Raw genomic sequence first — 12,319 nt, 5'->3', positions numbered from 1 at the left:
GCGGCCATGAGCCACCTCTTCAGCCCCCTCGCCATCGGCGCACTGCGCCTGGCCAACCGCATCGTCGTCGCGCCGATGTGCCAGTACTCCGCGGTCGAGGGCACGGCCGGCGACTGGCACCTGATGCACCTCGGCTCGATGGCGCTGTCGGGCGCCGGGCTGCTGATCGTCGAGGCCACCGCGGTCAATGCCGAGGGTCGCATCACCGCCGGCGACCTGGGCCTGTACAGCGACGCCAACGAGGCCGGCCTGGCGCGCGTGCTCGCGGCGATCCGCGCGCACTCGGCCATCCCGCTGGCGATCCAGCTGGCGCACGCCGGGCGCAAGGCCTCGAGCGACGTGCCCTGGCGCGGCGGCGCGCAGCTGGCACCCGACGCGCCGGACGGCTGGCTCGCGGTGGCGCCGTCGGCGCTGCCGCATGGCGCGGACGAACTCGCCCCGGCCGCGCTGGACGAAGCCGGCCTCGCGCGCCTGCGCGACGACTTCGCCGCCGCCGCGCGGCGCGCCGCGCGACTGGGCTTCGACGCCATCGAGCTGCACGCGGCCCACGGCTACCTGCTGCACCAGTTTCTGTCGCCGCTGGCCAACCGTCGCGACGACCGCTACGGCGGCAGCCTCGAGAACCGCCTGCGCTTCCCGCTCGAGGTCTACGACGCGGTGCGCGCCGCCTTCCCGGCCGGGCGGCCGGTGTGGGCGCGGCTGTCGGCCACCGACTGGGTCGACGGCGGCTGGGATGTCGAGAGCGCCGTCGCCTTCGGGCGCGCGCTGGCGGCGCGCGGCAGCCCGGCGATCCACGTCTCCAGCGGCGGCGTCTCGCCGGCGCAGAAGATCCCGCTCGGCGCCGGCTACCAGCTGCCGCTGGCGCGGCGCATCAAGGCCGAGGTCGGCCTGCCGACCATCGGCGTGGGCCTGATCACCGAGCCCGAGCAGGCCGAGGCCGCGATCGCCGACGGCGATGCCGATGCCGTCGCGCTGGCCCGCGCCATGCTGTACGACCCGCGCTGGCCCTGGCACGCGGCCGCGAAGCTGGGCGCGCGCGTCGTCGCGCCGCCGCAGTACTGGCGCTGCCAGCCGCGCGAACTGAAGGACCTGTTCGAGGGCGCGCGGCTGGGGCAGCGCTGACGCGGCCTCAGGCGCGCTCGAGGTTGGCCGCGACCAGCGCCGCCGCCAGCACCACCAGCCACGAGTAGTAGACCCACAGCAGGAACACCGGCAGCACCGAGAAGGCGCCGTACACGGCCTGGTAGGTGGGGATCGCGAGCAGGTAGTGCGCGAAGCCGCGCTTGCCCAGCTCGAGCGCGGCACTGGCGATCAGGCCGCCGGCGATCGCGTCGCGCCGCCGCACCCGGGTGTTGGGCACCCAGTAGAAGAGCCCGCTCAGGCCCGCCCAGGCCAGCGCCGCCGGGCCCAGCGTCAGCATGAAGCGCGCCTCGGGCGGCAGCGGTCCGATCCAGCCCATCGACACGCCCAGCACATAGGACGTGGCCCACAGGCTCGCGCCCAGCAGCGGCGGCATCGCGGCCAGCACCACGAGGTAGAGCACGACCCGCTTCAGGAAGGGGCGGTTGCGCCGCACGTTCCAGATCTGGTTGAAGGCGTTCTCCACCGTCAGCAGCAGCGCGACGGCGGTCGCCAGCAGGAACAGGCTGCCCACCAGCGTCAGGCCGCTGGCCTTGGCGGCGAACTGGTGCAGGTGGCCCAGCACCGTGCGCGCGATCTCGGCCGGCAGCAGGCTGCGCAGCAGATGCTCCTCGAGCGCGGCCTCGAAGCGGCCGAACACCGGAAAGCGCGTGAACAGCGCGAAGCTCACCGCGAGGAAGGGCACGACCGACAGCAGCGTCGTGAAGGTCAGGCTGCCGGCGACCTGCGGCAGGCGCTCGTGGCGGGCGCGGCGGACGGTGAGACGGGTCAGGTGGAGCATGCGGAGGCCGAGTGGCGGCGGCGGCGCTGGGCGCGGCGGCCGATTGTGGGGCCCGACCCGCCCGCGCCGGGCCGTGCCCGACGACTGCCCCACAATCGACCGCGACCTCGCGCCGCGGCCACGCCGGCGCCGCGCGACGGCCGCTCCCGCTCATCACTCCACCGAAGGATCTCTCGATGCCAAGCTGGGCCTCGCTCGTCCCCCTTGCCTCCGCCGCGCTGCTGGGCGGCGCCTTCTTCGTCACGCTGAACGCCGCGATGGTGGCGGCCTGCGCGGTCGCGCTGATCGGCGCGGTGATCGCCGCCGTCCACCATGCCGAGGTGGTGGCGCACCGCGTCGGCGAACCCTTCGGCACGCTGGTGCTGGCGGTGGCGATCACGGTGATCGAGGTCGCGCTGATCGTGTCGGTGATGCTGGCCGGCGGCCCGGACAAGGCGACGCTGCCGCGCGACACCATCTTCTCGGCGGTGATGATCATCACCACCGGCGTGGTCGGCATCTGCATGCTGGTGGGTGGCCTGCACCACCACGAGCAGAACTTCCAGCTCGACGGCGCCAACGCGGCGCTGGCCGCGCTGGTGGCGCTGGCCGGGCTGTCGCTGGTGATGCCGACCTTCACCACCAGCTCGGCCGGCGGCACCTACACCGTGGCGCAGCTGGCCTTCGTGGCGGTGTGCTCGCTGGCGCTGTGGGCCGCCTTCGTCTTCGTGCAGACGGTGCGGCACCGCGACTACTTCCTGCCGCCGACCAATGCCGCGAACGAGAACGTCCACGCCTCGCCGCCGACGAACCGCGAGGCCTGGACCAGCTTCGGCTTCCTGCTGGTGTCGCTGGTGGTGGTGGTGGGGCTGGCCAAGCAGCTGTCGCCGACGATCGAGGCCGCGGTGGCGGCCGCCGGCGCGCCCGAGGCGGTGATCGGCATCGCCATCGCGCTGCTGGTGCTGCTGCCGGAGACCTGGGCCGCCGTGCGCGCCGCGCAGGCCGACCGCCTGCAGACCAGCATGAACCTGGCACTCGGCTCCGCGCTCGCCAGCATCGGCCTGACGATCCCGGCGGTGGTGGCCGCCGCAGTGCTGCTGGACCTGCCGCTGGTGCTGGGGCTGGACCCCAAGGACATCGTGATGCTGACGCTGGCCGTGCTGGTGAGCGCGATCACGCTGGGCACCGGCCGGACCAGCGTGATGCAGGGCGCCGTGCACCTGGTGCTGTTCGCGGCCTTCCTGTTCCTGGCGCTGGTGCCCTGAGGCGCGGCGACTCCTTGTCCTATTCCTTGTAATAGACCATCTGCTGCGTGCTGGCCAGCAGCTGGCCGTCGTCGGCCCACACCTGGGCGCTGTGGTCGAAGTAGCCGTTGCGGAAGGCCTGCGCCTGCGCCACGCCCAGCACATGGCGGCTGCCCTGCGCGGCCAGCATCGCGGCGTCGGCGTGGAAGTAGGCCGTCAGCGTGACGGTGCCGATCGGCACGCGCCGACGGCGGCGCACGTAGATGCGCGGAAAGAAGCTGTCGCACAGCGCGGCCAGCGACGCGAAGTCCAGCGGCCGCGGCGGGTCGTCGCGCACCCAGGCCACGCTGCGCGAGTGGGGCCGCTCCTCGCCGTCGAAGGGGGCCGACAGGTCGCCCTCGATGAAGCGCATGTCGTAGCGCCGCACCCAGGCCAGCCGGCCGGCGGTGTCCATGCGCGCCACCGCGTCGGCCGCCGGCAGGCCGGCGGGCAGCGCGGCCTCGGGCGCGGACCAGGTCTCGCGGCGCGCGGCGAACACGGCGGTGCCGGTGGCCGCCACCTCGTCGCCCTGCGACAGCGCCATCGTCCAGTGCTGGGTGGACCGGTTGGTGCGCACCGCGCGCGCCACGATCTGGAACGGCCCGTCGGCCACCGCGCTGGCGTAGTTGACCGTCAGCGCGATCGGATCGCCCAGCCGGCCAGGATGCAGCAGCGCCGCGTTCAGCAGCGTGGCCGCCGTGGTGCCGCCGAAGGGCCCGACCATGTTGCCGTAGTCGGGGTGCGTGGCCCCGCTGAAGTGGCCGTCGCCCTGGTGGGCGAGGGCGATGGTGGCGTCGAAGGAGTGCATGGGCGGGGCAGGAGGAGGAGAAGGCTTCGGCCCAGTCTGGCACCGGTGCGGCGAACGCGTTGTCGCGCAGGCGTCGGGCCGGCGGCGCGCGGCTAGGCATCGCAGGTCAATCAGCGCGGCGGCCGCAACGGCAGCCGCCCTGAGAACCGCTTCCGCTTCCCGTCCGACTTCGTCGAGACGATATGCGCCGCAGTTTCCGGTCAGCTGTGTGCAGCGTTCGGCCACCGATAGAGTGACAGAGGTCCGTCGACTGACGATGCACCGGACAAGCAGCTAAAGCGCAGAGGCATTCACGAGACAAGGAGTCCAAGTCGGAGAAAGCCCAACGCGATAAGAAGGACGTGCCCGGAAAGCCAATCTGCGTACAGCTTCACGCAATGCTACGGCCGTCCATGTTCGAACCAATCCTTGACGCAGCGAGAATCGCTCAGCACCGTGATGCTGCCAAACCAACTTCAGGGAGAAGTATTCATGATTCGTTTCGTCGCCGTGGCACCAGCGTTGATCGCACTCCTCATGCTTGGAGGTTGCGCAACGGAATCGTCTCGAACTCTGGAAGTTGCGAAGGTTCAATCTGCCGCGGCACCGTACAGCGGCGTACGAGTTCCAATCTCGGTAGGAAAGTTTGATAACCGATCCGGCTTCATGCGCGGGATATTTACAGATGGCGTTGATCGGCTTGGCGGCCAAGCGAAGACCACTCTGATCGCGCACCTGCAGCAATCGCAACGCTTCAACGTGCTCGACCGCGAGAACCTCCAGGAGATCAAGCAGGAAGCGCAGTTCAAGTCGCAGAGCCAGACGATTCGTGGAGCAGACTTTGTTGTCACCGGCGACATCTCCGAGTTCGGCCGCAAAGAGGTAGGCGACCGGCAACTCTTCGGACTACTCGGTCGAGGAAAGGCGCAGATCGCGTATGCCAAGGTGACGCTCAATATCGTCAACAGCCTCACATCCGAAGTGGTGTACTCGGCACGCGGCGCCGGTGAGTACGAACTCTCAAACCGGGAGGTGGTCGGCTTCGGTGGCACAGCAGGCTACGACGCGACTCTCAACGGCAAGGTGCTCGATCTGGCCGTGCGCGAAGCAGTGAACAGTCTGGTTGCAGGTCTCGACGGCAAGCAGTGGACCGTTCCTGCCGGGAGATAGTCATGGCGGCTCTTGCATCCAAACGCCGCAGTGCACTGACAGTCGCGCTCGTTGTAGCAGCCGTCGTGAGTGGTTGTGCGCAGCGACCGAAACCTATGTACCACTGGGAGGGCTATCAGCGACAGCTCTACGAGCACTTCAAGGCTGATAGTTCGAACCCGGCAGAGCAGTTGCAGATCCTCGAGACTCAAGCCGAGAAGGCTCGGGCGACGGGAGCAACGCTGCCGCCGGGCTACCGAGCCCATCTTGCGATGGTTTATCTACGCCTTGGGCGCGACGATGATGCGCGACGTGCACTTGAGGCAGAGAAGGCGAGCTTTCCTGAGTCTGCGCAGTACATGAGCTTTATTCTTAAGCGCATGCAAGCCAGCGCCCAGTGAGCTGGCACACGGATGAAGAACATCATGAAGAGCTCTATGCCTGATCCGGTTGCGCGCGTGGCGCGTCTACTTCTGGCCGCATTTGGAGTCGCAAGTCTTGCCGCCTGTGCTACCCCACAGCCGTATGACTACACGGCTTACAAGCTAGCACGACCAACGTCGATGCTGGTACTTCCGCCCGTGAACGAGACACCAGATGTGCTGGCAACTTATGGCGTGCTTTCGCAAGTGACGTTGCCGTTGGCCGAGGCCGGTTACTACGTTGTGCCTGTTTCGCTGATGGACGAGACGTTCAAGCAGAACGGACTCTCCAACGCTGCCGAGATTCAGGAAGTATCCGCGCACAAGTTACGCGAGATCTTCGGCGCCGACGCAGCCGTGCTCATCAAGGTGAAGCGCTACGGCACAACGTACGCGGTGATCTCCAGCGAGACAACCGTTGCCGTAGAGGGGCGCATCGTTGATTTGCGCAGTGGGCAACTTCTCTGGCAAGGCAATGCTGTGGCGTCGTCCAAAGAGGGGGACAGCGCCAATCAAGGTGGGTTGGTTGGACTGCTGGTCAAAGCTGTGATCCAGCAGATTGTCGGTACGGTCAGCGACGCTTCCTACGGATTTGCAGGGACTGCCAACAACCGGCTGCTATCACCTCAGAAGAACGGAATCCTCTACGGTCCGCGCTCTCCGAACTATCAGAAAGACTAGCTGTGCCAGTCGGCGGCCACGGCCGCCCGCAGCGCGGACAATCCTGCCGGGCCATCCGGCAGGAGCAGACGCGTGAAGACCTACGACATCGAAGTGCAGCGCCTCAAGTCCATCCGCCACGACAAGGGCGTGCTGGAGATCGGCCTGGACGCGCTGGTGCTGCCGCGCACCGCGCGCGACGACGGCACCCCCAGCAGCAGCCTGCGGCTGCCCGTGGAACACGCGAGGTCGTTGCTGATCCTGCTGAAACAGCAGGTGGCGGAGCTGGACAAGCTGCAGCCGAGGAGTCGGAGGTCGGGGAGGGCCTGAGGGGGCTCTCGGTCTCATACCCAGAGTGGGAACGTCAAAGCCCAAATTGGGCATAATCCAACCCAATATGGGCACGAACGACGCTCTCACGCTGCAGCCTGCCGTCACGCCGGACGCAGGTCGGACGAGTCTGGCCGATGCCTTGTTCAGCAGGACGCAGCAACGCGTACTGGGTCTGCTGTTCGGGCAGCCCGGCCGCAGCTTCTACGCCAGCGAACTGATCGCACTGACCGGCAGCGGCTCCGGCGCGGTGCAGCGCGAGCTGGCGCGGCTGGCGCAAAGCGGCCTCGTTGCCGTGCGCGTGCTCGGCCGGCAGAAGCACTACCAGGCCAACCCCGACTCGCCCGTGTTCGCCGAGCTGTGCGGCATCGCGGGCAAGACGATGGGCCTGGCCGATCCGCTGCGTCAGGCGCTGATGCCGCTGGGGTCTCGCATCCGGGCGGCCTTCGTCTACGGTTCGGTGGCCAAGCGCCAGGACACGGCCAGCAGCGACATCGACCTGATGCTGGTCAGCGACGACCTGAGCTATCCGGACGTCTTCGGTGCACTGGAAGTGGCAAGCCAGCGCTTGGGCCGCGAGGTCAAGCCGACGATCTACTCACGACAGGAGTGGGCCGAGCGCGCCGCACGCGGCGATGGCTTCGTCAAGCGCGTACTGGCGCAGCCTCGGATCTGGCTGATCGGGAGTGACGATGCCCTTGCCGAATCTTGATCGGCTCGTCACGACGGGGATGCTTCACGCGGAACCACCGGCGGCCGAGGAGTTCGCCGGCCTGCTGCGCTCGGGCCTCGCGCGCCTGACCGATGCGGGCCATGCCGCGCTCGCACCGGAGAGTCGTTTCGATCTGGCCTACAACGCGGCCCATGCCCTGTGCCTGGCCGCCATGCGCTGGCACGGCTATCGGCCGGCGAACAAGCGCTACCTGGTCTTCCAGGTGTTGCCCGATACGCTGGGCCTCGGCCCCGAGGTGTGGCGCGTGCTCGCCAAGGCGCACGAACTGCGCAATCGCAGCGAGTACGAGGGCGCCCAGAACATCGACCAGCGCCTGGTGACAGACCTGATCGGAGCTTGCAGGCTTGTCGCGCAAGAGGTGCGATCGCTGCCACCTCCTGCACCGTGATCGCTGAAGCCCAGGCAAACGCAAAAAGGCCCGCGGATGCGGGCCTTTGTCGTCTGATTCGACCTTCCGCTAGAACGGAATGTCGTCTTCCAGATCGTCGAACCCCGTCGCCGACTTCTGCGCGGCCGGGGCCGGCCGTTGCGCGGGCCGCTGGGCCGGCGCGCGCGCGCTGCGGCCGCCGCCGTCGTCGTCGTGGCCGCCGCCACCGCCGCGGCTGTAGCCGCCACCGCCGCCGCCTTCGTCACCGCCGCCCATGCCTTCGCGGCCGCCCAGGAGCTGCATGTTGTCGGCAATGATCTCGGTGGTGTACTTCTCGGCGCCGTCCTTGTCCTGCCACTTGCGGGTCTTGAGGCGCCCTTCCACGTAGACGGGGCGGCCCTTCTTCAGGTACTCGCCGGCGATCTCGGCCAGGCGGTCGTAGAAGACCACGCGGTGCCATTCGGTCTCTTCGACCTTGTCGCCGGTGTTCTTGTCCTTCCAGTTGCGCGAGGTGGCCACGGTGATGTTGCACACCGCGGATCCGCTGGGCGTGTAGCGCACCTCGGGGTCGCGGCCGAGGTTGCCGATGAGGATGACTTTGTTGATGGAGGCCATGGCCGCTTCCTGCTGGTGATGGGGGCCTTTTGACGGGCAGGCACCGATTATGCCGAGCGGTCCCCGCCGGCCGCGGCTTCGGGGGCGGTCGCGGCGGCGCGCGCCAGCACCTGCTCCATGCGCTCGACCAGGCGGCTGATGTCCAGCGGCTTGGTCCAGTAGTCGTCGAAACCGGCCGCGCGGGCGCGCGCCACCTCGTGCGGCATGGCGTCAGCCGACACGGCCACGCAGGGCAGGCGGGCCAGCCGCGGGTCGGCGCGCACGCGGGCCAGCACCTCGTGGCCGCCGATGCCGGGCAGGTTGATGTCCAGCAGCAGCAGGTCGGGCGGCGCGCCCTCGGCCAGCCGGGCCAGGCCCTGCTCGCCGTCGTGGGCCACGCTCAGCTGGTAGCGCGGGCCGCACTGGGCGATCACTTCCTGCATCAGCAGCACGTTGACGGGGTTGTCCTCGACGTACAGCAGGCGCAGGCGCCGCCCGTCGCCGCGGCGGCGCGGAGCCGGCGGCGCCTCGGCGGGGTCGGCCTGCCGCGGTGCGGCGGCCGGCTCGGCGTCCGGCAGGCGCAGCCGGATGGTGGTGCCGCGGCCGGGCTGCGAGTCGACGTCGATGCTGGCGCCCATGTGCAGCACCAGCGCCTGGGTGATGGCCAGGCCCAGGCCGGTGCCGGGCTGGTCGCCGCGCTGCTCGGCGCCCAGGCGGTTGAAGGGCTGGAACAGCCCGGCGCGCTGCTCGGCGTCGAGGCCCAGGCCGGTGTCGGTGACCTCGAAGGCGATGCGCCCGTCGGCGCCGCGGTGCCAGGCCAGGCGCACCAGGCCGGCCTCGCGGTTGTACTTGATGGCGTTGGACAGCAGGTTCTCCAGCACCTGGCGCATCCGCACGCGGTCGGCGCGCACATGCAGGCCCGCCTCGCCGGCGTCGACCTCGATGGCGATGCGCCGCGCCAGCGCCTGCGGCCGGGCCAGCGCGACGGTGGCCTCCACCAGCTCGGCCAGCGCGACCGGCTCGAGCGACAGGCGCAGCTGGCCGGCCTCGATCGCGGCCAGGTCGAGCATGTCGTTGATGAGCTGGAGCAGGTGCTCGCCGGCGTCGTGGATCAGGTCGACGTGGTAGCGCTGCATCGTCGGCAGCGCCGGGCCGCGCCGCAGCAGCTGGGTGAAGCCGATGATGCCGTTGAGCGGCGTGCGCAGCTCGTGACTCACGCGCGAGAGGAACTCGCTCTTGGCCTGGCTGGCGCGCTCGGCGGCGTCTTTCTCCAGACGGGCCTGTTCGGCGAGGCGGCGGTCGGTGACGTCGATGCAGGTGCCGATCATGCGGCGGCCCTGGCCGGCGCCCTCGAGCATGCGGCCGACCGAATGGATCCAGCGCACCGCGCCGTCGGGCCGCAGGATGCGGTGTTCGGTGTCGTAGGGCTTGCCGGCGCGGTGGGCGGCGCGCACGCCGTCGTTGCAGCGCGCATGGTCGTCGGGGTGGATCAGGGCCAGCCAGCGCGCCGTGTCCATCGGCCCGGCGCCGGCGGTCAGGCCGTGCAGCCGGTACATCTGCTCGCTCCAGTGGACGCGCCAGGTGGCGAAGTCCCAGTCCCAGACGCCGATGCCGGCGACGTCGGTGGCCAGGCGCAGGCGCTCGCTCAGCTCGCTGATGGCCAGCTGGGCGGCGCGCTGTTCGGTGATGTCCTGGAAGAGTCCGGCCAGGCGCACGACCTTGTCGCCCTGGCGCTCGGCGCTGCCGAGCGCCCGCACCCAGCGGTGCTGGCCGTTGCGCGAGATGAAGCCGAGCTGCAGGTCGAAGGGCGTGCCGTCGTCGAGCGCGCGCCGGATCGCCGCGGTGATGCGCGGCCGCGAGTCGTCGTCGTAGAAGGCGATCGCGGCGGCGAGCTCGGGTTCCTCGCCGGCCGACATGCCGTGGATGGCGGCGGTCTCGACGCTCCAGCGCAGCAGCGGCGGGTCGGGCGTGTAGTCCCAGGCGCCGATGTGGGCGATGCGCGCGGCCGCCTTCAGCAGCGCACCCTCGCGGTCGAGTGCCGCCAGCGGGTCGTAGGGGGTGCCAGGGCCGTCGGCGGCAGACATGGCCCGATTGTGGGCCTGGGGCGCTCGCTTACCATGCCGCCCTTCCATGACAGACGCTGCCGCTTCCACCGCCGCTCCCACCGCCGCTTCCACCGACCCGCAGGCGATCCTGCAGCAGGTGTTCGGCTACGGCAGCTTCCGCGGCGCGCAGGCCGAGATCGTCGACCACGTCGTGGCCGGCGGCGACGCGCTGGTGCTGATGCCCACCGGCGGCGGCAAGAGCCTGTGCTACCAGGTGCCGGCCATCGCGCGCCACCGCGCCGGCCGCGGCGTGACGGTGGTCGTGAGCCCGCTGATCGCGCTGATGCACGACCAGGTCGGCGCGCTCGAGGAAGCCGGCGTGCACGCGGCCTTCCTCAACTCCACGCTCGAACTCGCCGACGTGCAGCGCATCGAGCGCGAGATGATGAGCGGCCGCCTCGTGCTGCTGTACGCCGCGCCCGAGCGGCTGACCACGCCGCGCATGCTGGCGCAGCTGGATTCGCTGCACGAGCGCGGTCTTCTGAGCCTGTTCGCGATCGACGAGGCGCATTGCGTCAGCCAGTGGGGCCACGATTTCCGCGAGGACTACCTCGGCCTGAACGTGCTGCACGAGCGCTACGCCGGCGTGCCGCGCATCGCGCTCACCGCCACCGCCGACACGCACACGCGCGCCGACATCGTCGACCGCCTGCAGCTCGACGAGGCGCGCCTCTTCATCAGCAGCTTCGACCGGCCCAACATCCGCTACCGGGTGGTCGAGAAGGAAGACCCGCGCAAGCAGCTGCTGCGCTTCATCGCCGACGAGCACGACGGCGAGGCGGGCATCGTCTACTGCCAGACGCGCAAGAAGGTCGACGAGACCGCGGCCTGGCTGGCCACCGAGAACGTCCGCGCGCTGCCGTACCACGCCGGGCTGGACGCGGCGGTGCGCCAGAAGCACCAGGACCGCTTCCTGCGCGAGGATGCGGTCGTGATGGTCGCGACCATCGCCTTCGGCATGGGCATCGACAAGCCCGACGTGCGCTTCGTCGCCCACCTCGACCTGCCGAAGAACATCGAGGGCTACTACCAGGAGACCGGCCGCGCCGGCCGCGACGGCGAGCCGGCCGAGGCCTGGATGGCCTACGGCCTGGCCGACGTGGTGAACCAGCGCCGCATGATCGACGAGAGCCCGGCCGGCGACGAGTTCAAGCGCCTGCAGCGCGGCAAGCTCGACGCGCTGCTGGCGCTGGCCGAGGCCCACGACTGCCGGCGGGTGCGGCTGCTGGGCTACTTCGGCGAGCACAGCCAGCCCTGCGGCAACTGCGACAACTGCCTGAGCCCGCCGGAAGTCTGGGACGGCACGGAAGCGGCGCGCAAGCTGCTGAGCTGCATCCTGCGCTTCGGCCAGCACGGCCGCGGGCCGCGCAGCTTCGGCGCCGGCCATTTGATCGACGTGCTGCGCGGCAAGGCGACCGAGAAGGTGGCGCAGTACGGGCACGACTCGCTCAGCACCTTCGGCATCGGCGCCGACCTGGCCGAGCCGCAGTGGCGCAGCGTGCTGCGCCAGCTGGTGGCGCTGGGCCACGTGGTCAGCGAGGGCGAATACAACACGCTGGCGCTGACCGACAGCGCCCGCGCGGTGCTGAAGGGCGAAGTGCCGATCCTGCTGCGCGTGGCGCGCGAGGCGCCGGCGCGGGGCCGCAAGCCGCGCGGTGGCGGAACGTCGGGCAAGGCGGCCGGCGCCCCCGCCGACCTGGACGCCGCCGCGCAAGCCCGCTACGAGGCGCTGCGCGCCTGGCGCAGCGAGGTCGCGCGCGAGCACAACCTGCCCAGCTACATCGTCTTCTCGAACGCGACGCTGGCCGAGATGGCGCGGCGCGCGCCCGCCAGCCTGGCCGAGCTGGGCGAGGTCGGCGGCGTCGGCGAGAAGAAGCTCGAGGCCTACGGCCGCGAGATCCTGCGGGTGCTGGAAGCCGCCCCCTAGTCCGCAGGCCCGGGTTGCCCCTCATCGGGTCTGCGCCTAGGCGATCACGCAACTCCCCAGCG

The 12,319-nt window shown here is 70.2% G+C and carries 13 protein-coding genes; 9 read left to right on the top strand and 4 right to left on the bottom strand.

Annotated features, from left to right (window positions below):
• Positions 1 to 6: 6 nt before the first annotated feature.
• Complete coding sequence (locus QZV97_RS09495; RefSeq protein ID WP_295641533.1) at positions 7 to 1,122, top strand: NADH:flavin oxidoreductase/NADH oxidase; 1,116 nt, start codon at positions 7 to 9, stop codon at positions 1,120 to 1,122.
• Between the two features lie 7 nt (positions 1,123 to 1,129).
• Here QZV97_RS09495 and QZV97_RS09490 read toward each other — a convergent pair whose 3' ends face one another.
• Positions 1,130 to 1,921, bottom strand: coding sequence for a YihY family inner membrane protein (locus tag QZV97_RS09490; RefSeq protein WP_295641532.1), 792 nt, complete (start codon positions 1,919 to 1,921; stop codon positions 1,130 to 1,132).
• Between the two features lie 176 nt (positions 1,922 to 2,097).
• On the opposite strand from QZV97_RS09490, the gene QZV97_RS09485 reads away from it, so the two are divergent.
• On the top strand, positions 2,098 to 3,165 hold the full coding sequence (locus QZV97_RS09485; protein WP_295641531.1) for an ionic transporter y4hA: 1,068 nt from the start codon (positions 2,098 to 2,100) through the stop codon (positions 3,163 to 3,165).
• Positions 3,166 to 3,184: 19 nt separating this feature from the next.
• Here the strand turns inward: QZV97_RS09485 and QZV97_RS09480 are convergent, their stop codons facing one another.
• Positions 3,185 to 3,991, bottom strand: a complete 807-nt coding sequence (locus QZV97_RS09480; RefSeq protein WP_295641530.1) for a thioesterase family protein — start codon at positions 3,989 to 3,991, stop codon at positions 3,185 to 3,187.
• A 471-nt stretch (positions 3,992 to 4,462) separates the two neighbouring features.
• On the opposite strand from QZV97_RS09480, the gene QZV97_RS09475 reads away from it, so the two are divergent.
• From QZV97_RS09475 to QZV97_RS09450, 6 genes are all read left to right on the top strand, one after another.
• The gene (locus QZV97_RS09475; RefSeq protein ID WP_295641529.1) at positions 4,463 to 5,140 is read left to right on the top strand and encodes a CsgG/HfaB family protein; all 678 of its coding nucleotides are present in this window, start codon (positions 4,463 to 4,465) and stop codon (positions 5,138 to 5,140) included.
• Positions 5,141 to 5,142: 2 nt separating this feature from the next.
• Positions 5,143 to 5,520: a DUF4810 domain-containing protein gene (locus QZV97_RS09470; protein ID WP_295641528.1), complete on the top strand. Its 378-nt coding sequence runs from the start codon at positions 5,143 to 5,145 to the stop codon at positions 5,518 to 5,520.
• Positions 5,521 to 5,556: 36 nt separating this feature from the next.
• Positions 5,557 to 6,222: a DUF799 domain-containing protein gene (locus QZV97_RS09465; protein ID WP_295641555.1), complete on the top strand. Its 666-nt coding sequence runs from the start codon at positions 5,557 to 5,559 to the stop codon at positions 6,220 to 6,222.
• A 72-nt stretch (positions 6,223 to 6,294) separates the two neighbouring features.
• The gene (locus QZV97_RS09460) at positions 6,295 to 6,531 is read left to right on the top strand and encodes a hypothetical protein (protein ID WP_295641527.1); all 237 of its coding nucleotides are present in this window, start codon (positions 6,295 to 6,297) and stop codon (positions 6,529 to 6,531) included.
• Positions 6,532 to 6,598: 67 nt separating this feature from the next.
• Positions 6,599 to 7,243 (top strand): transcriptional regulator, encoded by a 645-nt coding sequence (locus QZV97_RS09455; protein ID WP_295641526.1) that lies wholly within the window; start codon positions 6,599 to 6,601, stop codon positions 7,241 to 7,243.
• Positions 7,224 to 7,652, top strand: coding sequence for a hypothetical protein (locus tag QZV97_RS09450; RefSeq protein ID WP_295641525.1), 429 nt, complete (start codon positions 7,224 to 7,226; stop codon positions 7,650 to 7,652). Before QZV97_RS09455 ends, QZV97_RS09450 begins: the two co-directional genes overlap by 20 nt.
• Before the next feature lie 69 nt (positions 7,653 to 7,721).
• On the opposite strand, the gene ssb is transcribed toward QZV97_RS09450, so the two are convergent.
• Together ssb and QZV97_RS09440 are read right to left on the bottom strand one after the other, a co-directional pair.
• Positions 7,722 to 8,246 (bottom strand): single-stranded DNA-binding protein, encoded by a 525-nt coding sequence (gene ssb / locus QZV97_RS09445; protein ID WP_295641524.1) that lies wholly within the window; start codon positions 8,244 to 8,246, stop codon positions 7,722 to 7,724.
• 47 nt (positions 8,247 to 8,293) lie between these two features.
• Positions 8,294 to 10,309, bottom strand: coding sequence for a PAS domain-containing protein (locus tag QZV97_RS09440; protein WP_295641523.1), 2,016 nt, complete (start codon positions 10,307 to 10,309; stop codon positions 8,294 to 8,296).
• Between the two features lie 46 nt (positions 10,310 to 10,355).
• On the opposite strand from QZV97_RS09440, the gene recQ reads away from it, so the two are divergent.
• Positions 10,356 to 12,257 carry a DNA helicase RecQ gene (recQ, locus tag QZV97_RS09435; RefSeq protein ID WP_295641522.1) on the top strand — a complete coding sequence of 634 codons (1,902 nt, stop codon included), beginning with the start codon at positions 10,356 to 10,358 and terminating at the stop codon, positions 12,255 to 12,257.
• Positions 12,258 to 12,319: the final 62 nt, after the last annotated feature.

Source organism: uncultured Methylibium sp., assembly GCF_902826655.1.
Taxonomy (GTDB): domain Bacteria; phylum Pseudomonadota; class Gammaproteobacteria; order Burkholderiales; family Burkholderiaceae_C; genus Methylibium.
Note: the sequence above shows the minus strand (reverse complement) of the source record. Positions and strands in the feature narration are given on the sequence as shown.

Coding starts and splice junctions, on each gene's coding strand:
- QZV97_RS09465 (WP_295641555.1), top strand. CDS start 5,557: ATGCCTGATCCGGTTGCGCGCGTGGCGCGTCTACTTCTGGCCGCATTT.
- QZV97_RS09475 (WP_295641529.1), top strand. CDS start 4,463: ATGATTCGTTTCGTCGCCGTGGCACCAGCGTTGATCGCACTCCTCATG.
- QZV97_RS09440 (WP_295641523.1), bottom strand. CDS start 10,309: ATGTCTGCCGCCGACGGCCCTGGCACCCCCTACGACCCGCTGGCGGCA.
- ssb (WP_295641524.1), bottom strand. CDS start 8,246: ATGGCCTCCATCAACAAAGTCATCCTCATCGGCAACCTCGGCCGCGAC.
- QZV97_RS09490 (WP_295641532.1), bottom strand. CDS start 1,921: ATGCTCCACCTGACCCGTCTCACCGTCCGCCGCGCCCGCCACGAGCGC.
- QZV97_RS09485 (WP_295641531.1), top strand. CDS start 2,098: ATGCCAAGCTGGGCCTCGCTCGTCCCCCTTGCCTCCGCCGCGCTGCTG.
- recQ (WP_295641522.1), top strand. CDS start 10,356: ATGACAGACGCTGCCGCTTCCACCGCCGCTCCCACCGCCGCTTCCACC.
- QZV97_RS09450 (WP_295641525.1), top strand. CDS start 7,224: ATGCCCTTGCCGAATCTTGATCGGCTCGTCACGACGGGGATGCTTCAC.
- QZV97_RS09480 (WP_295641530.1), bottom strand. CDS start 3,991: ATGCACTCCTTCGACGCCACCATCGCCCTCGCCCACCAGGGCGACGGC.
- QZV97_RS09455 (WP_295641526.1), top strand. CDS start 6,599: ATGGGCACGAACGACGCTCTCACGCTGCAGCCTGCCGTCACGCCGGAC.
- QZV97_RS09495 (WP_295641533.1), top strand. CDS start 7: ATGAGCCACCTCTTCAGCCCCCTCGCCATCGGCGCACTGCGCCTGGCC.
- QZV97_RS09470 (WP_295641528.1), top strand. CDS start 5,143: ATGGCGGCTCTTGCATCCAAACGCCGCAGTGCACTGACAGTCGCGCTC.